General features: G+C 48.4%; 23 protein-coding genes. 20 read left to right on the forward strand and 3 right to left on the reverse strand.

Annotation, left to right across the window (positions count from 1 at the left end; all coding sequences use genetic code 11):
- Positions 1-1,157, reverse strand: a 1,157-nt coding sequence (locus tag JSQ97_RS11000; RefSeq protein ID WP_205076102.1) for a GGDEF domain-containing protein, incomplete at its 3' end; no start/stop codon positions are given.
- Between the two features lie 325 nt (positions 1,158-1,482).
- Between JSQ97_RS11000 and JSQ97_RS11005 the strand changes: the two genes are divergently transcribed.
- The 11 genes from JSQ97_RS11005 to JSQ97_RS11055 all read left to right on the forward strand — a co-directional run bounded on the left by JSQ97_RS11005 (position 1,483) and on the right by JSQ97_RS11055 (position 12,937).
- On the forward strand, positions 1,483-1,935 hold the full coding sequence (locus JSQ97_RS11005; protein ID WP_205076103.1) for a NanQ anomerase/TabA/YiaL family protein: 453 nt from the start codon (positions 1,483-1,485) through the stop codon (positions 1,933-1,935).
- A gap of 192 nt (positions 1,936-2,127) precedes the next feature.
- Positions 2,128-3,135 (forward strand): sialic acid TRAP transporter substrate-binding protein SiaP, encoded by a 1,008-nt coding sequence (locus JSQ97_RS11010; protein ID WP_187385096.1) that lies wholly within the window; start codon positions 2,128-2,130, stop codon positions 3,133-3,135.
- Positions 3,136-3,331: 196 nt separating this feature from the next.
- Entirely contained in the window at positions 3,332-3,832 is a 501-nt protein-coding gene (locus tag JSQ97_RS11015; RefSeq protein ID WP_205076104.1) for a TRAP transporter small permease, read from the forward strand.
- Positions 3,829-5,115, forward strand: a complete 1,287-nt coding sequence (locus JSQ97_RS11020; RefSeq protein ID WP_205076105.1) for a TRAP transporter large permease — start codon at positions 3,829-3,831, stop codon at positions 5,113-5,115. The genes JSQ97_RS11015 and JSQ97_RS11020 overlap by 4 nt, the downstream gene beginning before the upstream one ends.
- Before the next feature lie 104 nt (positions 5,116-5,219).
- Positions 5,220-6,221, forward strand: a complete 1,002-nt coding sequence (locus JSQ97_RS11025) for a sialic acid TRAP transporter substrate-binding protein SiaP (RefSeq protein WP_187385093.1) — start codon at positions 5,220-5,222, stop codon at positions 6,219-6,221.
- A 72-nt stretch (positions 6,222-6,293) separates the two neighbouring features.
- On the forward strand, positions 6,294-6,848 hold the full coding sequence (locus tag JSQ97_RS11030; protein WP_239447104.1) for a TRAP transporter small permease: 555 nt from the start codon (positions 6,294-6,296) through the stop codon (positions 6,846-6,848).
- Complete coding sequence (locus JSQ97_RS11035; RefSeq protein ID WP_205076106.1) at positions 6,845-8,134, forward strand: TRAP transporter large permease; 1,290 nt, start codon at positions 6,845-6,847, stop codon at positions 8,132-8,134. Before JSQ97_RS11030 ends, JSQ97_RS11035 begins: the two co-directional genes overlap by 4 nt.
- 35 nt (positions 8,135-8,169) lie before the next feature.
- On the forward strand, positions 8,170-9,090 hold the full coding sequence (locus JSQ97_RS11040) for a dihydrodipicolinate synthase family protein (protein ID WP_205076107.1): 921 nt from the start codon (positions 8,170-8,172) through the stop codon (positions 9,088-9,090).
- Positions 9,091-9,096: 6 nt separating this feature from the next.
- Positions 9,097-9,828, forward strand: coding sequence for a FadR/GntR family transcriptional regulator (locus tag JSQ97_RS11045; RefSeq protein ID WP_205076108.1), 732 nt, complete (start codon positions 9,097-9,099; stop codon positions 9,826-9,828).
- Positions 9,829-9,844: 16 nt separating this feature from the next.
- A complete protein-coding gene (locus JSQ97_RS11050; RefSeq protein ID WP_205076109.1) occupies positions 9,845-11,641 on the forward strand; it encodes an L-fucose isomerase in 1,797 nt (598 codons plus the stop codon).
- 279 nt (positions 11,642-11,920) lie between these two features.
- Positions 11,921-12,937, forward strand: coding sequence for a DctP family TRAP transporter solute-binding subunit (locus JSQ97_RS11055; RefSeq protein WP_205076110.1), 1,017 nt, complete (start codon positions 11,921-11,923; stop codon positions 12,935-12,937).
- A 101-nt stretch (positions 12,938-13,038) separates the two neighbouring features.
- Here JSQ97_RS11055 and JSQ97_RS11060 read toward each other — a convergent pair whose 3' ends face one another.
- Positions 13,039-13,614 (reverse strand): thymidine kinase, encoded by a 576-nt coding sequence (locus tag JSQ97_RS11060; RefSeq protein WP_205076111.1) that lies wholly within the window; start codon positions 13,612-13,614, stop codon positions 13,039-13,041.
- Positions 13,615-13,959: 345 nt separating this feature from the next.
- On the opposite strand from JSQ97_RS11060, the gene JSQ97_RS11065 reads away from it, so the two are divergent.
- The 9 genes from JSQ97_RS11065 (at position 13,960) to JSQ97_RS11105 (ending at position 18,592) form a co-directional block, all read left to right on the forward strand.
- Positions 13,960-14,145 carry a hypothetical protein gene (locus JSQ97_RS11065; protein ID WP_205076112.1) on the forward strand — a complete coding sequence of 62 codons (186 nt, stop codon included), beginning with the start codon at positions 13,960-13,962 and terminating at the stop codon, positions 14,143-14,145.
- Positions 14,146-14,308: 163 nt separating this feature from the next.
- Positions 14,309-14,650 (forward strand): hypothetical protein, encoded by a 342-nt coding sequence (locus tag JSQ97_RS11070; RefSeq protein ID WP_205076113.1) that lies wholly within the window; start codon positions 14,309-14,311, stop codon positions 14,648-14,650.
- Positions 14,651-14,688: 38 nt separating this feature from the next.
- Positions 14,689-14,940, forward strand: coding sequence for a hypothetical protein (locus JSQ97_RS11075; protein WP_205076114.1), 252 nt, complete (start codon positions 14,689-14,691; stop codon positions 14,938-14,940).
- A gap of 163 nt (positions 14,941-15,103) precedes the next feature.
- Complete coding sequence (locus JSQ97_RS11080) at positions 15,104-16,300, forward strand: hypothetical protein (RefSeq protein ID WP_205076115.1); 1,197 nt, start codon at positions 15,104-15,106, stop codon at positions 16,298-16,300.
- Positions 16,301-16,481: 181 nt separating this feature from the next.
- A complete protein-coding gene (locus JSQ97_RS11085) occupies positions 16,482-16,637 on the forward strand; it encodes a hypothetical protein (protein WP_205076116.1) in 156 nt (51 codons plus the stop codon).
- Between the two features lie 92 nt (positions 16,638-16,729).
- On the forward strand, positions 16,730-17,023 hold the full coding sequence (locus JSQ97_RS11090) for a hypothetical protein (protein ID WP_205076117.1): 294 nt from the start codon (positions 16,730-16,732) through the stop codon (positions 17,021-17,023).
- On the forward strand, positions 16,936-17,754 hold the full coding sequence (locus JSQ97_RS11095; RefSeq protein WP_205076118.1) for a hypothetical protein: 819 nt from the start codon (positions 16,936-16,938) through the stop codon (positions 17,752-17,754). The genes JSQ97_RS11090 and JSQ97_RS11095 overlap by 88 nt, the downstream gene beginning before the upstream one ends.
- An 8-nt stretch (positions 17,755-17,762) precedes the next feature.
- Entirely contained in the window at positions 17,763-17,981 is a 219-nt protein-coding gene (locus JSQ97_RS11100; protein WP_205076119.1) for a hypothetical protein, read from the forward strand.
- A gap of 14 nt (positions 17,982-17,995) precedes the next feature.
- Positions 17,996-18,592, forward strand: a complete 597-nt coding sequence (locus JSQ97_RS11105) for a hypothetical protein (protein ID WP_205076120.1) — start codon at positions 17,996-17,998, stop codon at positions 18,590-18,592.
- A gap of 65 nt (positions 18,593-18,657) precedes the next feature.
- Here JSQ97_RS11105 and JSQ97_RS11110 read toward each other — a convergent pair whose 3' ends face one another.
- Positions 18,658-20,748: a methyl-accepting chemotaxis protein gene (locus tag JSQ97_RS11110; protein WP_205076121.1), complete on the reverse strand. Its 2,091-nt coding sequence runs from the start codon at positions 20,746-20,748 to the stop codon at positions 18,658-18,660.
- Positions 20,749-21,030 lie beyond the last annotated feature (282 nt).

Genomic DNA, 21,030 nt, shown 5'->3' on the forward strand with positions numbered 1-21,030 from the left:
GCAGAATGAGCACGGCTTTTATTTTTATAAAGCATATCGTCCGCTTTTTTTATAAGTTCAACGCTCGATATACTCTGTCCGTCTGTTTTTGCGTAGCCGATGCTCAGGGTAATGGCATACGGGAGCCTGCGCGACGCTGCTTCCGCCTCAAGCGCTTTATTAAAATGATTTATCAATTCATCGGGACTCGATACGTACAACGATTCTCCGATCAGCAAAAATTCATCGCCGCCGAACCTCGCGGCAAAAGTGCTGTACTTTTGGCTTGTCATCCTCAGTGCCTGCGCAACGATGCGCAGCACTTTGTCCCCTTCGATATGACCGTAGGTATCGTTTATCTCTTTGAACGAATTGATATCGAACATAAACAGATACAATGGCCATTCGGTAAGCGGACTGTTGAATTTCGTTTCGAGATATTGATTCGCACGCCGCCGGTTATTCAAATCGGTAAGCGCATCGCTGAAAATCTGCGCCTGCTGAAAATTGATAAACATGATCAAAAATCCGGAAAATATGGCGATCACGATAAGCGGCGTACCCGGAATAAATATCTGAAGCGAACCGATCGCAAAACAAACGGTAATCGCAAGGACAAAACTGAACGTAGCGTGCCGCCGCATCGGCATACGATCTTTCGCTCCGCAGCACATCGCCCGAATGAGCGCAACGACAAAATAAAAAGACACGACCGCCATCTGCCAGCAATAGTAGGGTCCGCGCCGGTATTCATTGTCGGGTGTTATGTAATAGATCCATCCCGTATAATACGACGATGCACACATGAACAGTGAAAACACGAGCGGCACCGATGCGATGATCCACAGTTCGGGTTTTTTCATAAACGCGGTTTTCAATCTGATTTCCGTATAGATAAACATAAAAAAAGAAAGAACGCTTATCAGAAAAATGGAAAAGAAGCAAACGACAGCGTTTACGATACGTATATAAAACGACATATAACCGTATTCACCCACGATCCATATTGCATCGACCAACGAATATACGATAAATACCCGCAGCATGATCTTCAACATACGTATTTCGAGTTCACTGCCTATATCTGTTGTTAATTTTTTAATGATAAATACGGAAAATGCAATACAGAGAAAATCAACCACCAGATAGGTGAAAACGCTATTGATTACAGGCGTCATACAATGCTTCCGTTCCTTGACCTTGAATAGAATTCGGATAAAACTTTTGTAGGAATGTGAAGCGCATTTTTAAAGTAAACTCCGGTTTCCGAAAAAGTTTTGCGAAATGCATGGGCACCGTTCGAGCTCCGTACATTTCGTATCAACAGTTGTAGAATATAACAAATTTTCAAAAGATTTGCTACAGGGAAAATAAAAATTTTTATCATTTTTATTTATGCGGGAACTTCAATACCTTTTGTTACGGTGTTCTGCGGCAAGGTTATTGATTTGACAAGCGGTACCCGAAATTCTATGATGATTAAAAATTTTCATGGGAGAAATTATGATTATCGATACGATTGAAAACATCGAAAAATACGCGGCTTCTTTTCCGCAGCTTCGAGCGGTTGCCGCAGTGCTCCGCTCCGGAAAAGCGGAAACGGCGGTGACAGGTTCGTATGCGACGGACGACGCATCGGTGCGCTATTCCGTGAGCGAATATCAAACGCGGACAAAAGGCACGAAAGGCTACGAAACGCATCGGCACGCGGCGGACGTACAATTCATCGTGTCGGGAGAAGAGATCATCGATGTATGCGAAAATGCCGGCATGAAAGCGCGGAACGAATACGATGCCGAAAGCGATATTCAATTTTTTGACGGCGAATTGGCGGCGTCCTATATCGCCAAACCCGGAAAATTCATCGTTTTGTTTCCCGGAGAAGGTCACGAACCCTGCATTTCGCTCAAAAATCCGGAAACCGTACGAAAAATCGTGTTTAAGCTCGCAATGTAAGCACGCAGCCGGAATCCCGCTTCGGCATACTGTTATTTGTGATCAAAATTCACCATCCCGTCATGCGATTGACGCGCGAAACGATTGAAAAAATCGGTTTTTTATAAAAAAAATTTGACAGCTCCGGAAACTCGTGCTACCATGTTACCTATCAACCTGTTTGACAGGTAACATCTTATACGAGGAGTCTCTATGAAAAAACTGATTTGTGCAGCGGCGACGGTTTTGCTGATCTGCGGAATTGCAGCGGCTTCGGGCGGCAGCGACGGCAGCAATGCTGCGACCGGTCAAAAAGTAACGATAAAGTGGGCATCGGTACATCCGCCTGCACATCCGGCGTCTCAGACGATGATGCGCGTAGCGGAAGAAGTGTCGAAACAGACGAACGGCCGTGTCGAAATCAAAGGCTTTCCCGGCGGAGCGCTCGGCGGCAGCATGGACTTGATCCAAGGCACGCAGACCGGCATCGTCGATATGGTCAGCGAAGGAGCGGCGAACTTCGGACAGTATGTGCCGTCGGTGACGATCGCCGAAGCGCCGTATATTTGGCGCAATGTCGAGCATCTTGAAAAAGCGATCGACGGTGCATTCGGTCAAAAGATCAACGAAGAGCTGATCAAGGGCAGCGGCATGCGTCTGCTCGGTGCGATGTACTACGGAACGCGCCACCTTTCGACGTCGAAAAAAGAAGTGCGCAAAGTTTCGGACTGCGCGGGTATGAAAATCCGCGTTCCGGAAAACGATGTCTTCGTCGCAATGGCGCGCTCATGGGGATCGAATCCCACGCCGATCACGTTCAACGAACTGTATCTCGCACTTCAGCAGAATATCGTCGACGGTCAGGAAAACCCGCTGCCGACTTTTTCGTCCGCAAAATTCCAGGAAGTGCAAAAATATATCATCCTCACCGGACACATTATGACGCCGATGCTCATCGTCATCAACGAAAAGGTATGGCAGAAAATCGCTCCGGCCGATCAGGAAATCGTCAAAGCGTCGATCGCAAAAAACATCAAATGGCAAAACGGCGAAATCATCAAGCAGGAAAAAGATTTGATCGCAAAACTCCAATCGCAGGGCGTCACGGTCATCACGCCCGATGTCGAAAGCTTCCGGCAAGCGACATTGAAAGTCGTACCGCCGATGTTCGAAGCGAAATGGGGCAAGGGTACGTGGGACAGCATCCAAAACATTAAATAACGAAGCTGTCGTCGATCAACAAAACGTCGGAGTTGTTCGGAAATCGGGCGGCTCCGATATTCGTCCGCTGTTTTTAAAATGCGGCAGTTCCGCACATTCGATCATAAAGATGCGTCCGCCGCGCACTGCCGAAAACCCTTTGACCGGCTCGAGCGTTTCGCAAAAGTTTTCATACGGGTTTTCATGGGAGAAAATAATGAATCGCGTAGAGGAAAAAGTAACGGCTGCCGTCAACAAATGTATCGACCGGCTTTCCGTCGTTCTCTTCTTAGTCATATTTATTTTAGCGCTGTGTCAAATATGCATGCGCTATGTTTTGAACAAACCGCTCGTGTGGTCTGAAGAATTAATACGATATGCATTTGTGTGGATCTGTTATCTCGGCTGGGTTCTCGGCACAAGAAACAGAAGTCACATACAGATTACGATTATCGTCAACCTGCTTCCGAAAATACTGCACAAAATGATCGATACGCTCAACAGCCTTATCCTTATCGTGTTTTCGGCATACATGATCGTATACGGCATCGGAATGACGAAAGCGAGCACGATGCTTCCGGCGATCACCATTCCGATTACGATAAGCTTTGTGTACGCGGTCGTGCCGTTTGCCAATACGCTCATCATCGTATACGAACTGCTGCATCTCAAAAACAGCGTATGGAAACGCAATGCGGACAAGGGGGCTGCCGTATGAACATGGGTATCATCTTTATTCTGTTTATCGTCCTGCTCATCGTCGGAACGAATATTTACGCCAACCTCGGCATCTGTTCCCTGCTCTACTGCCTGACGAACGGATTTACACCGCTTACCGTCATACAGCGCATAACGATGGCCGCGAATTCGTTTCCGCTGCTGGCCGCGCCGTTTTTTATCATCATGGGCAATATCATGAATACGTCGGGTGTAACCAAGCGCATGTTCAACTTTGCAAATGTGCTTGTCGGACACATGCCCGGAGGTCTCGGACACGCGAACATCGTCGCATCGGTTTTGTTTGCAGGCATGAGCGGCACTGCAGTTGCGGACGCGGCAGGCTTGGGTACAATCGAAATCAAAGCGATGCGCGACGCCGGATTTGACGACGACTTTTCGTGCGCAGTCACCGGTGCTTCTTCGACGATAGGGCCTATCATTCCGCCGAGCTTGCCGATGGTACTGTACGCGGTTCTCGCCGAAGCGTCCGTCGGACGGCTCTTTATGGGCGGGCTTTTGCCGGGCGTCATAATGGCGGGAACGCTCATGGCCATGGTCTTTTGGTACGCAAAGCGCAGAGCCTATCCGCGTGCGCCTCGCCCGACAAAAAAAATTTTGTGGCAGGCGTTTAAAGATGCGTTTTGGGCGCTCATGGCTCCGGTACTGCTGTTCGGCGGTATCGTGTCGGGCGTATTTACGCCGACGGAAGCGGCCGTGTTTGCGGCGTTCTATTCGCTCATCCTCGGTCTCTTCGTCTACAAAGAATTCAGCATTAAAGATTTGCCGCGTATCATCCTTGCGACGGTGGAAACGAACGGCGTCGTTCTCGCGCTCGTCATGACGGCGGTTATGTTCGGCTGGTCGCTTTCGGTCGCAAACGTGCCGCAGATACTCGCGTCGGGCATCATGTCCGTTTCCAATCACCCAGTCGTCATTTTGCTGCTCATCAACGCCTTCCTGCTCTTCGTCGGTATGTTCATGGAAGCGAATGCCGCCATCATGATCCTCACGCCGATATTTATCCCGCTCATGCACGCGCTCGGCGTCAGCCCGACACAGTTCGGCATCATGATGATCTTGAATTTGATGATCGGACTGTTGACACCGCCGGTCGGAATCGTTTTGTACGTCGTTTCAAACGTCGCAAAGGTTTCGTTCGAACGCGTCACAAAAGCGACCGCACCGTTTCTCATCCCGCTCATCGCGGTTTTGCTTTTGATTACGCTGATCCCGGGAATCACGACGTGGATCCCGAATCTGTTGTTCGGACCGGAATTGTAAACTGTGGAAACAAACCGACAGCGTATGCCGTCGGTAATAAAAATAAAAGACGTCCTGAAGCTGTAAAAGAGATACGGTTTCGGACGACTTTATCAGGAGTTGATATGAAAAAAATACTCGCTATGATGCTTGGGGCAGCGATGCTGCTCCCTGCGGTTTTTGCCAACGGACAGGCGGATGCGAACAAGCCTATCGAACTGACGTATACGATGACTGCCGTCCCGACGGACGCGCATACGAAAGCGATGATGGTTTTCAAAGAAACGGTTGAAAAGCTTTCCGGCGGAACGATCAAAGTGCTCACCTATGATTCCGCTTCTCTGTTCAAACAGGAACAGGAACTCACTGCCGTAAAAACGGGACAAGCCGATATGACCGCAACCGCAGCCGCATGGCTTACCGACGGCTCTCCGTGGGTATCCATGTTTACCGCCGGTTATATCTTCAAAAGCTATGAGCACATGACAAAGGTCATGAACGGCCCGGTCGGCAAAGAAGTATTCGAGCGCATCGCAAAAGAGCAGGGCATCCGTCCGCTCGGCGCGGAGTACCTCGGCACGCGCCAGATGAATATGGTGGAAGACAGACCTATCAAAACGCCCGCGGATCTCAAAGGAGTAAAACTCCGCATGCCGAATTCCGATTCGTGGATATTCCTCGGCAAAGCGCTCGGCGCAAACCCGACGCCGGTTTCCTTTTCGGAACTGTACATGGCGCTGCAGACGAAAACCGTCGACGGCCAGGAAAACCCGCTGCCGACCGACAAAAACGCGAAATTCTACGAAGTGACGAAATCGATTACGATCACGAACCACGTCGTAGACAGCGTATGGCCCGCAATCAACGAAAAGAAATGGCAGTCGCTTACCAAAGAACAACAGGGTTGGATCATGGAAGGCGTAAAAGCCGGCATCGAATTCTGCGATAAAACGAACCGCGCGGCGGAAGCCGAACTCATCGGCTTCTTCAAATCGCAGGGACTCAAAGTATACAACGCCGACCTCAACGCGTTCAGCAAAGAAGTCCTCGGCAAATACCTTGCAAGCGATTATGCAAAATCGTGGGATAAAGCCCTGTTCGATAAAGTGCAGGCCGCAGGCAACTGACGCGTACGCATACGGGGGAGCATCCGCGCTCCCGCCGTACGGCGCGGCGCTTTCCAACGCAACGGAGATATCATGAAAAAAATTTTATTATTTTTGCGGAATTGCATGGAAGTGTATATTCCGATCATTTCGTTTTCGGTACTGTTTATCGCGTTTATCCTGCAAGTCATTTCACGCTACGTTTTCAACCGCCCCATCATCATGACAAACGATCTCATTGTACTCGGTTTTTGCTGGACGGTTATACTCGGCGCATGCTACACGATGCGAAAGCACGGACATGTGCAGTTTACGATGCTGTACGATATGTACAGTCCGAAAGTTGCCGCCGCGATGCGCCTGGCCGGCAATATCATTATTATTTTAACTTTCGCCGCCCTGTTTATCCCTTCCATAAGCTTTTCCCTCTTTCAAGGATTCCAGCGTACGGCGGTGCTTCGCGTGAGTTTGACATGGGTATTTTTGCCCTTCGCATATTTTTTGCTTTCCGTCATCGGGTACAGCATCAAACCGTGCATCGAAGACATCAAAGTCATCTGCGGCAAACTCGACGACTCCGAAGATCACAAAGCGGATAAAGAAAACGCGGCGGTGATCGGAAAAGCCGCAGACGGAGGCAGCGTATGAGTCTCGGACTTACGGTTTCGCTTATCGTATTCGTTTTAATTTTTATCCTGCGTATGCCGATCGCGCTCGGTATGCTCAGCTCCGCCGTCTGCTATCTTTTGATAACCGGCCGCGATCTGAGCCTTGTCGTCAATCAAGTGATGAACACGTTCTACACGAATTACGTTATCATCGCCGTTCCGCTTTTTATCTTTACCGCAAACGTAATGAATTCGGGAAAAGTCACCGACATGGTATTTAAATTCGCAGGCGGTTTGTGCGGACGCATGAGAGGCGCGCTCGGTCACGTAAACGTCATCGCTTCTCTTATTTTTTCCGGCATGACCGGTTCGGCAATAGCCGATGCGGCCGGCTTGGGCAAAATCGAAATCCAGGCGATGCGGCAAAAAGGCTTTGACGACGAATTCAGCTGTGCGATCACCGCAGCGTCCGCAACGATCGGCCCGATATTTCCGCCGTCGATTCCGCTCGTCATCTATGCGATGCTCAGCAGCACGTCGGTCGGTGCGCTGTTTATGGGCGGCATGATCCCGGCAATCCTGCTCACGATATTCCTCATGGTATACGTAGCCGTCGTCGCAAAAAAGCGCGAGTACCCGCGCGGCGATAAAATCGTACTGCGCGAATTCCTCGCTTTTACGCTGAAAGCGCTTCCGTCATTGCTTACGCCCGTCATCCTCCTCGTAGGTATCTATACGGGCGTTATGACGCCGACCGAAGCGGGTGCCGTGGCGGGACTGTACGCGCTGCTCATCTCCGTCATCGCATACCGCGCCATGGGCTGGAAAGACTTATTTGAAGTCATCAAAACGACGGTAAAAGACGTCGGCGCAACCTCGCTTATGATAGGAGCTGCAACGATCATCAGCTATATCGTCGCGCGCGAACAGCTTGCGGTACACATCGGAAACTGGATCCTTTCGATCACGTCGAGCAAATATCAGTTTTTGCTCCTGGTGAATATCGTCATCCTCTTTCTGGGCATGTTTATCGACACATCGACGATCCAGCTCGTCTTCGTTCCGATCATGATCCCCGTTGCGCAAAAACTCGGAATCGACATGATACACTTCGGATTGGTCGTAACGTTCAACATGATGGTCGGACTTTCCACACCTCCGTTCGGTATGCTGCTGTTTATCACGAGCGGCATATCGGGTACACCGCTTAAAGGTATTATGAAAGAAATCGTATGGCCGCTCGGTGCGATGCTGCTCGTACTCGCCATCATAACGTATTTTCCGCAAACGGTGCTGTTCCTGCCGAAACTTACAGGACTGTTGTAATCGATAATTATTAATTAATAAGCATGGGGGATTATATGAAAGAATATCACGGCTGCTGGCCTACGATGATCACGCCGTTTACGGAAAACAATACGGTGGATTTCGATGCGATTAAAAAACTCGTCGAATGGTATATCGCTCACGGCGCCGACGGAATTTTCGCCGTTTGCCAATCGAGCGAAATGTTTTTTCTTTCAAAGCAGGAAAAGCTCGATATAGCGAAAGCCGTCGTCGACGCCAACGCCGGCAGGATCAAAGTGATCGCATCGGGGCATACGTCGGACGATCATGCGGAGCAGATAGACGAATTGGGAGCTATGGCGAAGACGGGCGTCGATGCGGTCGTTCTCGTCGCAAACCGTATGGCAAAACAAAACGAAGGAGAAGCCGTCTTCAACAAAAATGCAGAAGATATTTTCCGCCAGCTTTCGGGCGTTACGCTCGGTCTCTACGAGTGTCCGTATCCGTACTTGCGCCTGCTTACCGACGACTTCCTCGCCGACTGCGCGCGTACAGGCAAACTCGTCTTTTTAAAAGACGTGAGCTGTTCGAACGAAATAGAAGCGCGCCGCGTCAAACTTACCGCCGGCACAAAGCTTTCGCTGTTCAACGCAAATACGTCGACGCTGCTCGATTCACTCATCGCGGGCTACGACGGCTACAACGGCGTCATGGCGAATTTCCACATCGACATCTACAAATGGATGTACGATCACTTTAAAACCGAGCCGGAAAAGGCGCGCAAAATCAGCGACTTTTTAACGGTCGCGGCGGTATCGGAAGCGCGCGCGTATCCGGTAAACGCGAAGTTCCACTACAGTCTTACCGGTCTTCCCATGTCGATCGTAACGAGGAGCAAAGACGTTTCCGTATTGAACGAAAATGCGCGGCACGAAATCGAAAGCCTTATCCGTATGGAAAAAGACATCCGCGCGGAACTCGGTCTTGCAGGATAATGCCGTATGACCGACAATAGTTTCACCTTGGTAAGAGACAACTTAAGCGTACAAATTGCCGATCGCTTGGAAAACACTATTGTTAATTCGGATGCGTTTCCCGTAAACGAAAAACTTCCGTCGGAACAGCAGCTCGCCGAGCAGTATCGCGTGTCCCGTCCCGTAGTCCGTGAAGCGCTGAAAGTTTTGCAGGAACGCGGACTCGTCGCATTGAAAAACGGACTCGGCGCTTTTGTCACAAAGCCGGAAAATTCGACGGTGTTTTCCGCCGTAAGCAGGATCATGCAGATGAACAATATCTCCGACAATGATCTGACGCAGATGCGCGCCATGCTCGAAGTAAACGCCGCGCGCCTTGCGGCTGCGAATATCACCGACGACATACTGGAAGCGCTGCGGAGCAACATCGAAGCGTTTTCGGACAAAACGCTTTCGCCGAAAGAGCGTGTCACATTGGACTGCAGCTTTCACAATCTCATAGCGAAAGCGTCCGGCAACGCCTTGCTCGAAATATTCAACGACGTGCTGATTTCGCTGCTCACCGATTACATGGGAAAAGGCGTCCTCGTCGCAGGCGGCATAGACGATGCGATCACACGGCACAAAAAAATATTGCACGCTCTCGAAGCGCACAATACGACCGACGCCGTCGTCGCGATGAACGAACACATCGCCGCATCGAAACGCAATGTGGAAATATTTGCGGCGAACAAAACAGAGGTTACAATCAACATATGATCAGGAGGATTATGCAATGGCAAAATCAAGGTTAATCGGCGAGTATCCGATCATCGGTATCCGCCCCATCATCGACGCGAGAGAAGGCATGCTCAATGTCCGCGCTTCGCTGGAAGAACTGACGATGCGCATGGCACATCAGGCAAAAGAGCTGCTCGAACGAAACGTGTTCTACACAAACGGAGAGCCGGTAAAAGTGCTCATCGCGGACGGCACGATCGGGCGCGTTGCCGAATCGGCCGTATGTGCGGAAAAATTCAAAAAAGCCGGTGTCGATATCACGCTGTCGGTTTCGCCGTGCTGGTGCTACGGTTCCGAAACGATGGATAACGATCCCATGACGATAAAAGGCGTGTGGGGCTTAAACGCGACGGAACGCCCGGGCGCCGTATACCTTGCAAGCGTGCTCGCCGGCTACGCGCGCAAAGGTCTCCCCGCATTCGGCATCTACGGCAGTACCGTACAGAAATTCGACGACAAAACGATCCCCGACGACGTAAAAGAAAAATTGATACGTTTCGGAAAAGCATCCGTAGCCGCAGCCACGATGCGCGGTAAATCCTATCTGCAGATCGGAGCGACGTGCATGGGGATATCCGGTTCGCAAATCGATCCCGACTTTTTTGAAGAATATCTCGGTATGAGAGTCGAGTCCGTCGATGAAGTCGAAGTGTATCGCCGCATCGAAAAAGAGATCTACGACAAAGACGAATATAAGCGCGCGCTCGAATGGACGCGCAAAAATTGTCCGACGGGATTCGATAAAAATCCTAAAGAAGCGCAAAAAACTCCCGCGCAGATCGACGCGGATTGGGAGTTTACCGTCAAGTGCGCGCTTATCATCAAAGATTTGATGAACGGCAATCCGAAACTCAGAGAAATCGGCTGGGGCGAAGAAGCGCTCGGACACAACGCGATCGCGGCGGGCTTTCAAGGACAGCGCCAATGGACGGATATATTCCCCGACACCGATTTCCCCGAAGCGATTTTGAACACGCCCTTCGATTGGAACGGCGCGCGCGAACCCTACGTCTTCGCAACGGAAAACGATACGCTGAACGGAGCGACGATGCTGCTTTTAAAACTGCTCACGAACCGCTCTCAAATGTTTGCCGACGTGCGCACGTGCTGGACAGGCGAAAGCGTCAAAAACGAAACGGGCTATGCGCTCGAAGGAAAGGCGAAAGATGCCGGCGGTTTTATCCACTTGATAAACAGCGGCGCGTGTACGATCGATGCGTGCGGCGAAGTCAAAGATAAAAACGGAAACGCGGTTATGAAGCCGTTTTGGGAAATGACGGAAGCGGACATCGATGCGTGTCTCAAAGCGACCGAATGGTGTACGTCGGATCAGGGATATTTCCGCGGCGGCGGATTTTCCTCCCGCTTTATCACAAAAGCCGAAATGCCCATGACGATGGCTCGAATCAATATCGTCAAAGGGATCGGCCCCGTGCTGCAGCTCGTCGAAGGCTGGTCGGTAAAACTGCCGGACGGCGTTGCCGATGCGATTTGGAAACGAACCGACTACACATGGCCGTGCACGTGGTTCGCTCCGCGTCCGACGGGCAGCGCTCCGTTTACAAACGCGTACGACGTTATGAACAACTGGGGCGCAAACCACGGCGCGATTTCGTACGGACACATCGGCGCGGATATAATCACGCTCTGCTCCATACTGCGCATCCCCGTATGCATGCACAACGTCGACGAAAGCAAAATCTTCCGTCCGGCGTGCTGGAATGCGTACGGCATGGACAAAGAAGGACAGGATTACCGCGCGTGCAAAGCGTACGGTCCGATGTATAAATAACGGTTCAGCCGAAGCGGCCGGCTGAGCGCAGCGGAACAAGATCCGAAGCCGGGACTGTCTGAAAACCGCCTGTTTTTCGACTGTCCCGCCCGCCGCTTTTTATAAAACGCAGCCGTCGCTGTACCTACCCTGTCAGGCTATATAACAGCATATCACCGAAACAATCATCCGCACATCGTAAAAAAATCACAAAAAAAATTTGACAGCTTCAAAAACTCATGCTACTATACTGATGAAAAAAATTATATACAAAACAATATTTCAAATTGGGGAAACGACATGAAAAAAGTAGTCTCTACGGTAGTATCGGTTTTACTGATCTGCGGACTGGCGACGGCAAGGGTAAACAAAAGTAAACAAGGACAGACAAGAGCAAGCACAAACGGTAAACCTGTAACCATACGGTGGGCGTCGGTTCATCCGGTCGATCACCCTGCTTCGCAAATGATGGTTCGCGTCGCAAACGAAGTATCGCAGCAGACGAAAGGTCGCGTAGAAATCAAAGGATTTCCCGCCGCTCAGCTTGGTGCGAGTATGGATTTGATTCGCGGTACGCAGACCGGCAGCATCGATATGGTAAGCGAAGGTGCCGCAAACTTCGGACTCTACGCTCCGTCGGTGACGATAGCCGAAGCGCCGTATATTTGGCGCAATATCGAGCATCTCGAAAAAGCGCTCAACGGTCCGTTCGGACAAAAAATAAGCGAAGAACTCGCGGGCAGCGGTATGCGTCTGCTCGGTGCGATGTATTACGGAACGCGCCACCTTTCGACATCGACAAAAGAAGTGCATTCGGTCGCCGACTGCGCCGGCATGAAAATCCGCGTTCCCGAAAACGACATCTTCGTCGCGATGGCGCACTCATGGGGTTCGAATTCACGGCCGATCACGTTCAGCGAACTCTACATCGCGCTGCAGTACAATATCGTCGATGCGCAGGAAAACCCGCTGCCGACGTTTGCATCCGCAAAATTTCAAGAAGTGCAAAAATACGTCATCCTTACAGGGCATATCATGACACCGTTGCTCGTCGTCATCAACGAAAACACGTGGCAAAAGCTCGATCCGGCCGACAGGGAAATCGTCCAAGCGTCGCTCGTAAAAAACATCGAATGGCAAAACGACGAAATCGTCAAACAGGAAAACGAATTGATCGCGACGCTGAAATCGCAAGGCATTACGATCATCACGCCCGACGTCGAAAGCTTTAGAGTGGCGACGCTCAAAACGTTGCCCCCGATGTTCGAAGCGAAATGGGGCAAGGGCACGTGGGAGAGCATTCAAAGCATTCAATAGCTTACCTCTAAAACCTGTAAGGCCGGCACATCCTCTGTGGCGCATACAATGCATTGCAAGCGGTTCGCCCTACTCCGGCATGAGCTGCGGGATAAAACGCTTTATTCGAGCGTGAGCTGTGTTTCTTTTTCTTTTTGATTTTTCAAATAGCAGTCACGGCAAAGGCACGTGTATTCGCTGTCGCCGACGACGATATCGCTTGTCTTTGCGCCCTGCATATAATACGAATAGTTGCCGACTTGGCTCGCGCACTGCGTGCACACGCCGTTCAATTTGATGATCGAATCGCAATACGGCAGGAGCCGGGCAGCTTCGGCAAAAAGCGTGCATTCGGATGTCGCGAGCAAGCCGGCGAAATAAATGTCTTGATCTTTTCGGCACTCGATCGCAAGCGCGGCGCAGTTTTTTATCATAAAATATTCGTCAACGAACACGGCGTCGTATTCATCGAAACGCGTGCCGCCGTCAAACGAGGAAAGCGAAACCGTGTCGATCTTTTTCGATTCTGCGAGCCGGCGCAAGCCGTTTTCGAGCGGCGAATGCGAAAAAAAACTCCGCGTATCGCGGTCGGGACGGACGAGGATGATTTTTTTATGCGCGTATACGTAGCGCTCCATCTTTTGAAACAATAGCGTCGACTTTCCCGAAAACATCGGCCCCGTAATCAGCTCAACCATAACACCCCGCTTGCACGCTACTGTACCGCAAAAACGGAAGCCCCGCAATACAAAGAAACGGCGTATCGAAGAGGCGGAATTCCGCTTGTGCGTTACCTTCGGCAGCCGCAGGTCATAAAGTGCGATGTTGTAACACGGGATAAAAGGAGCTGTCTCAAAAGTCGGTTACTTTAAAAAAATACCGTATTGGGGAACTCACGGTTTTTTCGTGAGTAAACTCACTGTTACGTAAGCAAAAACAAGTGTAAAATCAACACAAACAATAAAACTGTCGGCGTTTTTTTGTTCAATTCGCAGTTGAAAAACTGCAAAAGTAATCGCACGGTAGTTCACGGAGCAAAACACATGGCAGAAAAAGAACAGGAACTTATTACGGTAACATGCCCTGAATGCGGCGTAAAACGCTTTTCATTCAGCGAGAACGCAATTTCAGTTAAGAATGGAATTCGGTTCGTATGTACGGAATGCAGTTCCACCGTGCAGATCAGCCGCACATACGAAGGAGATATTTTCGTGCAGTGCTTGATGTAAACGGAAACTCTAAACTTCGAAAGAAGTGAGTTTATATATATCCCGCGCAAGCGGCACAATAGGAGTTTTTATGAAAAACACAAAAAAAATGACCGCACTTGCGGCATTGGGATTACTCTCTATGATTTTCACATAATGCAAAGCAATCATCGGAGACGGAGACATGACAGTCCCGTACATCATTGCGAATGTCGTCATTGCAGTAGGCTATCTTGCGCTTGATATGTTCTTGGATTCTAAACTGGATGGACATTATGAAAAGCCAGAAAAAGCACCTGCGGCCAAATCCTTTGCCATGATTTCTGGAGATATAGAAGGTGCCGGCATTCTTTTGATGTTCCTTTGCAGACCTTTTGCTTATTTCAATGTTTGTGTTCTTGCCATTCTTCTAGTCGTGATGATTGCAGACAAGATCAAAAAAATTGCGGAAAGAAAAGCTAAATCTGCGGATAATACAGCGGAGGCTGCAGTAGGAAACAGCGATTCACACTCGCAAAGCAACTAAACAAAAGCCGTCGGGCTATAAACGCAGAGGATATATTTATGGCAGTTTTGTATTTTCTTTTTGGTTATGGCGTTCCGGCCGCAGTCGCATTTTTGGTCTGCCACGTATTCGACCTTGAGCTGGCGGGCTGGCTTGCGACATTCGGTATACTCGTCTTTGGGTGCAATTCCGGCACAAAAGCATGGAATCGGCGCACCCGCGAATATGAGTATCAGGGCGGCTCGTGCCTCGGTATGTTTATCGGCATGGTATGTGTCGCAGTTGCAATCGTTATATACAAATTCTTCTAGCGAAATCACCCTGTACATTTTCCTGTAAGGGCACTCACAGAAGCAGTGTACGCGACGGTATGTTTTTATGGCAATATGCACGATGATGCAGAATTGAATAATTCGGTACTAGCAGATGATAATACAGATCAAGTACTAAACTAATAATAAGGAGATAAATGATATGGATACGTGTTCTTGGTGTGGACAGCCTATTTGGGGGGATCGTTATGTAACCAACAATATGGTATCTGGAATATATTGTTCAGATAGATGTGCAAAAGAAGCTGCTATAGATGACAGTCCATTTAAATGCAGCGAATGTGGTAAAAAATATTTAATGTGCGAAGGTTACCACGGTTCATGGTGCTCTGAGTTCTGTTACAACCGTACACAAGAAAGGGAGAATCGAAGCAATGTATATATTCCGCCGGCTCCTGCAACCCCTGCAAACAACGGCGCGACCGCAAATCCGACAAAGGACGACCCTGTTTCTGCAGCTCCGGAATTTTCCGATACAACAGTCAGTCTGTCAGGCTGCTCCTACACGTGGCAAAGTTGTTGGGGAAACTGTACGTTAAAAATTGCGCGAATTCAGAATGAGTCAGATCATGGAACGGGGCCTTTAAAGTTAAGATTTTGGCTAGCACCTGTAGCACCTAAAGAATATATTGAATTAGTAATGTTATTAGGTTCTGATTATTTGATGGCGGAATCTGAAATTAAAGGCGGACATGGACTATCAAAAGGTTACGGTTATTCAGATATAGAAGTGAGCGTACCACTTACAGGTGATCCACCGACCGGTGAATATCAGGCGGTTCTTTCGGTAAGCGAAAAAAGGGTGGATGGCGACTGGAACAGCGTCGGCATGGCAATCTTTGCCAAGCCGCAAAAATGGACGTTCATAAACAGGAATGGACCGCAAAACGCGGCTCCAAAAGGCTCAGACACTTCGGTTACAATAAGAGGGGCTTCGTATTCCTATAATGGTCGTATGTGCACATTAAAAGCAAACCATGTGCAAAATGACGCTGCGCACGGAACCGCCCCACTCAATATGAGCCTATTTTTTTCTAAGGTAGGGGGATACTGGGGAGGTACGCTTGACGGCTACCAGGTCGCGACTATTTCTATCGGAAACGGAAAAGGTCTTTCCAAAGGCTGCGAATTCAGGAACGTAGATGCATTTTCTTCAATTTCAGGCAAAATCCCTGCGGGGGAATATACACCGGTCATCACGGTGTCTGAAAAGTGCGAGGATGGGAACTGGTATATCGTCGGATGGGCGAATTTCCCTAACAGCGAGAAGTGGGGCACATTCAGCAAAAAAGGCTCTGGACACCAATTAGAGGCATTCATTCGTGGCGTGCTAGAGTAAGTGCATGAGGTATGAAGAAAGTTTTATCTTAAATCTGAAATTGAAGCAAAGCAACTAAATTTCCGTTGGAAGTGGTTTATATTATTTTAGGCTCTTGACTAGTTAAGAGCCTAATTTTATAGTCGGCGGTCTTTCCGCTACAGGCGAAATGCAAACAGGAGTTTTTTTTACGGAGGCACAATTGAAGCGGGAACAGGAAAAAAAATCTTGCAAAACCGGCGCAACATTTGAAGAATGCTTAGCTTATGCAGACACAAACAAACTGGAAACGACAGGTGAAAAAGCAAAGGAATATGCGATTGCCCGTCAGGAGACATCTTTCCATAAAAAAATTTGAATTTAAGGGAACTATCGTGCAATTAATTGCAATAAAAGGCATTGAAAATTTTTCAAACCAATATATTCCTGCCTTAAGCATACAATGTGCGGATGGCGAATGGCAAATTCCTAAAAAGTCGTAACGCAGTTTCATTGAAGTTCTGCGAGCATTTTGATGCCCAAAAACTTCTGCTTGAATCCGCTCTTGTTGCGGCGGAGGATTTTCGCGGTTTGGCAGTGGACACAAGGAGCGGGAAACTGCCGATTTTAAACTTCCTGAAAATTCACTTTACATTATTATCGCAGTGGAAAAGCAAATGGGCAAAGAAGAGTTCAAAGAAAAACTTGCTCGAATCAGACAAGAAAGCGAGAACAGGCGACAAAGGGACATCGAATTGGCGGTAACAGAAGGAAAAGATTTTTACGACAAAATAAAAATCAATGCGGTAAAAAAACTTGTTTGGAACGATGTAATTTTTGTTGAAGACAAGGCGGAACTTGAATCGCTTTCAGAGAAAATCACAAACCATCTTCGCTTGGACGGCGTGATCCCGTTTGACAAAAAAATCACTGTCGGAAAATTTTTTGGAAGAGCCGGTTCATATTCAAATTCTTTAGAATACGAAGAAGCAGCTGCACGACTTTTTAACACGCTTGCAGAAATTTCAAAAGAAATGAAAACGGGTTTCATCGTGAACTACAGTCGTCAGGAAGATTTTATGGACGGAGTAGGCGTTTTTATTCAGCTTGGCGAAGCAAACTTTCATCCGGAAATCATAATGGACGGAAGAAAACTGCTTTTCACTTCCGCTGACGGCATCGAAGAAAATCTTTTCTACCTTTGTGCATATAAAGATTTTCTTGCGCCTTGGACGCGAAACAGTACTCTCATTGGAGAAATTAAAAATCATGCAGAAGATTATCAGTATTGGGAAAATTTTGGCAACGAGGAACTTTTAAAAAAAGGCTTTGTTCATTTTGATCGGGCAGAACAGAAAATTTGTACCTCTATGCTTGACAGTCTCAATAAATACTTTCAGGTGAATTATCTTGTTGATGTCATCTATGGCCTTACAAAACAGGACAATCTTAGTCTTTGTGATAAGGTTCGGAATAAAGTCTTGCAGCGCTTTTAGGAGGTATTATGTCAGTGGTTGCGGCATGTTATAGCATGCACAAAAAAATGCTGGACAGTTTGAAGGCTGAGAATAAAATTTCTAAAGATGCACAAGTCAGCACAACGCATCTTAAGGATATAATCAAACTGTACGGATTTGAAAAATTTCGTGCCGAAGTGGAAGCAAAAAACTATGATATTCCGGATTTTCTTTTGAAAAATGACGAAAAATCTATGGAACAATAGAACTAAGAAAAGGAATGCAAATATCAAATCAACAGGATGAAGATTTACTAACCGAAAAAGAAATTGAGAATGTAAATAAATTTGCAAGAACTGAAGGAAGCAATACTCGAAAGATGCGAACACATATTAACAATCTTGGAGGTCTGAAAATGGAGAATTCAATTTTTACTGTCGCTTCGCTCACTCTTGACGGCTGGACTTTTTACGCAAACGACACGCCACCGGCTGAATACGAGGCATTTCTAAAAAACATTGAGCGAATAAAAGCAGAAGGCGGCGATACCACACAAGCGTTTCTTCCAGCAGACGAGGAACGCATTAAAACCGACGATGCTCTTTATAAACTAATTGCGGAAACGAAAGTACGAAATCAGCAGTCGGAACATCATTTTACGATTTACTTTGACTGGGCATATGCCGGAGCTAACAGAATGGTCCTTACCTGCGACGGCGAATGGATTTGTGTTGACCAAAGTTTAGGCTCTCTTATGGCAGTAGCCGACAGACTTTTAGCCACAGAAAATTCTGGCTCCTTTGACCGAATCAAAAAAGAGTCGCTTGCGCTCATGTGGCTTACGGATAAGTGCCTTTTTTGCAAGGAACAGCAATAGAATACAAGACAGATGTGCTTTCTATGACATTAATTTACAATGTAAGACACGCACCGGTCAGCTCATCACACTTTGAACTTACCCACTTCCTCCGCCAACTTTTTGATGCTCGTTTTGTTTTCCTGCGTGATCCGGTTCACTTCCTGCACCGCGTTGTTTATCTGCACCGCTCCCGACGCCATTTCATTCATGCTGTCCGTAATGATGCGCGTCAAATCGTCGAGCTTCCGCATCTCTCCGGCAACGCTCTCCCCGCCCTTCAGCATCTCTTCAGAACCGCTCTGCACTTCCATCGTCACCGTGCTGATACTCTTTATCGCCGCAAGCACTTCTTTGCTCCCGTTTTCCTGCTCGCGCATCGCTTCCGTCAATCGATCGCTCATCGATTTTACCTGCTCCGACAAATTGAATATCGTATTGAACTTTTCTTCCGCCGTTTTCGACGACGCCGACAGCGTTTCGATTTCTCCGGAGAGCGTTTTCAGCGTCTCCGTTATCGTCTTGCCCTGCATCGCGGAATCTTCGGCGAGCTTTCGGATCTCATCGGCAACGACCGCAAAACCCTTGCCCGCCTCTCCCGCATGCGCCGCTTCGATCGCCGCATTCATCGCAAGCAAGTTCGTCTGACTTGCGATGTGCTGTATGACGCTCGAGGCTTCAAGCAAACTCCCCGATTCTTCGGCGATCTGTTGCGTCACCGCATTGGCGCTGACAACGCTGCCTTTTCCGTCTGCCGTCGCATCCGCAAGCGTTTTGATAACGTCATCCGTCCGTTCGAGCGTCTGCGTGACTGTGCCGATGTTCGCGACCATCTCTTCCACCGATGCCGACGACTGGGCGACGCTTGCCGCCTGCGTTTCGATGCTGTTGTTAAGCTGTTTGATCGTACGCACGATCTCTTCGATCGTCGCGGCCGTTTCGCTCACGCTCGCCGCCTGTGTCAGCGCCTGCTGCTTTACCCCATCGATATTCGCGCTGATTTCGTGTACGGAGCTTGCCGTTTGGGTCATATTCGACGCAAGCTCTTCGCCGATGGCTTCCATCGTGCCGGAGTTCTCTCCGACGGTTTTTACGGAACGACCGATTTTCGCGATCGTTTCGTTGAAGTATTCGGCCATATCGGTGATCTCATCGTTGCCGTTTACCGGAAGACGGACGGTAAGATCGCCTTCGCCCTGTGAAATATTCCGCAATGCACCGACGGCGGTTCGGATCGGCTTTATAATTGCGCGCGCAACAAAATAGATAACGACAAACGTGATAACCAAAATAATCGCAGTAAGCCCCAAGAGCGAAAGGCGCAGGGTGTTTACCGCGCCCATAAATTCATTTACGGGAGCGCGGATGATGACCGACCAGTCGGTCGTTTGCATCGTCGCAAAAGAAGCGATATAGGCTTCGTCTTGATATGTGTAGTAACCGATTTCACTTTCGTCGGTGTTCCAAACGTGTTCCAAAAAAGCGGCGCACGAAGCAAGCTCTTTATTCGTCTTTGCCTGCTCGATGATATTGGCTTGACTTCTAACCAGCTCGGTATCTTTATCCGCGACAATGACACCGCTGTCGGCCATTATATAGCAATTGCCCGTTTTACCGACAACGATATCTTTAATTTGTTCGGAAAGCCAAAATCCGTCAATATCCGCACTCAAAACACCGATGATTTGATGATTATTGTCGTATATGGGAACGGCAATAACTTGGATGAGTTTTTGCGTTGTTTTTGAAAAAAGCTGTTCGGAAAGAAACGGTTTTCCGCTCCGTGCCGATTGGAACCACTCCCGATCGCCGACTTGGGCATTTCCGCCGATACTGTGGAGCGTGCCGTCAAGCTCGCTGAAATCCAATTCCTGAATGGATGTATTGAATGACGCCTGTTCCCGCAGCAGTCTGATTTTTTCCGCATTTGAAACGGATGCATCGGTAAACATAGGCATACGCGCTATACCTTCAAGGAATTGCCAAATCGAGGTAATGCGCCCGTCTATTATCCGCGAAACATCGGTCGCTTTATCGATAAGGTGTATTTCCACTTTTTCAATGACCGCTTTGCGAGCCGAATGTATGGCAAGCAGCGATTCAATTGCACCCGCCGTTAAAATCAATAATCCGAAAACCAGGATAAGCTTATAACGGAGCGAAAAACGTTTTTTCAAAGTAAGCCTCCTATAAAAATTTCTTATATTGCACATCGCAATCATGTAAGCTTGCCGATGCGTATTTCATTGTTATTTCCGAAACGATATAAAACGGATACCTCATTTGCGCCGGGCGGATGTTCAAAGCCGGCACGATAATAATCGATGGCATCTTTATTTTTTAATAAAACGGTTTGACAACGCGTAAGTAAATCATAGTAATCGCACAATAAGTGCCGATATTTTTTTAATAAGTCGTCGCAAGCAGAGAGTAAACGCTTATAATCATGCGTATTAGCG

Source organism: Treponema sp. Marseille-Q4523, assembly GCF_016901105.1.
Taxonomy (GTDB): domain Bacteria; phylum Spirochaetota; class Spirochaetia; order Treponematales; family Treponemataceae; genus Treponema_D.

Excerpts from the sequence above, each read along its gene's own strand:
- JSQ97_RS11005 (WP_205076103.1), top strand. The coding sequence starts at position 1,483 with ATGATTATCGATACGATTGAAAACATCGAAAAATACGCGGCTTCTTTT.
- JSQ97_RS11010 (WP_187385096.1), top strand. The coding sequence starts at position 2,128 with ATGAAAAAACTGATTTGTGCAGCGGCGACGGTTTTGCTGATCTGCGGA.
- JSQ97_RS11015 (WP_205076104.1), top strand. The coding sequence starts at position 3,332 with ATGAATCGCGTAGAGGAAAAAGTAACGGCTGCCGTCAACAAATGTATC.
- JSQ97_RS11020 (WP_205076105.1), top strand. The coding sequence starts at position 3,829 with ATGAACATGGGTATCATCTTTATTCTGTTTATCGTCCTGCTCATCGTC.
- JSQ97_RS11025 (WP_187385093.1), top strand. The coding sequence starts at position 5,220 with ATGAAAAAAATACTCGCTATGATGCTTGGGGCAGCGATGCTGCTCCCT.
- JSQ97_RS11030 (WP_239447104.1), top strand. The coding sequence starts at position 6,294 with ATGAAAAAAATTTTATTATTTTTGCGGAATTGCATGGAAGTGTATATT.
- JSQ97_RS11035 (WP_205076106.1), top strand. The coding sequence starts at position 6,845 with ATGAGTCTCGGACTTACGGTTTCGCTTATCGTATTCGTTTTAATTTTT.
- JSQ97_RS11040 (WP_205076107.1), top strand. The coding sequence starts at position 8,170 with ATGAAAGAATATCACGGCTGCTGGCCTACGATGATCACGCCGTTTACG.
- JSQ97_RS11045 (WP_205076108.1), top strand. The coding sequence starts at position 9,097 with ATGACCGACAATAGTTTCACCTTGGTAAGAGACAACTTAAGCGTACAA.
- JSQ97_RS11050 (WP_205076109.1), top strand. The coding sequence starts at position 9,845 with ATGGCAAAATCAAGGTTAATCGGCGAGTATCCGATCATCGGTATCCGC.
- JSQ97_RS11055 (WP_205076110.1), top strand. The coding sequence starts at position 11,921 with ATGAAAAAAGTAGTCTCTACGGTAGTATCGGTTTTACTGATCTGCGGA.
- JSQ97_RS11060 (WP_205076111.1), bottom strand. The coding sequence starts at position 13,614 with ATGGTTGAGCTGATTACGGGGCCGATGTTTTCGGGAAAGTCGACGCTA.
- JSQ97_RS11065 (WP_205076112.1), top strand. The coding sequence starts at position 13,960 with ATGGCAGAAAAAGAACAGGAACTTATTACGGTAACATGCCCTGAATGC.
- JSQ97_RS11070 (WP_205076113.1), top strand. The coding sequence starts at position 14,309 with ATGACAGTCCCGTACATCATTGCGAATGTCGTCATTGCAGTAGGCTAT.
- JSQ97_RS11075 (WP_205076114.1), top strand. The coding sequence starts at position 14,689 with ATGGCAGTTTTGTATTTTCTTTTTGGTTATGGCGTTCCGGCCGCAGTC.
- JSQ97_RS11080 (WP_205076115.1), top strand. The coding sequence starts at position 15,104 with ATGGATACGTGTTCTTGGTGTGGACAGCCTATTTGGGGGGATCGTTAT.
- JSQ97_RS11090 (WP_205076117.1), top strand. The coding sequence starts at position 16,730 with ATGGCGAATGGCAAATTCCTAAAAAGTCGTAACGCAGTTTCATTGAAG.
- JSQ97_RS11095 (WP_205076118.1), top strand. The coding sequence starts at position 16,936 with ATGGGCAAAGAAGAGTTCAAAGAAAAACTTGCTCGAATCAGACAAGAA.
- JSQ97_RS11100 (WP_205076119.1), top strand. The coding sequence starts at position 17,763 with ATGTCAGTGGTTGCGGCATGTTATAGCATGCACAAAAAAATGCTGGAC.
- JSQ97_RS11105 (WP_205076120.1), top strand. The coding sequence starts at position 17,996 with ATGCAAATATCAAATCAACAGGATGAAGATTTACTAACCGAAAAAGAA.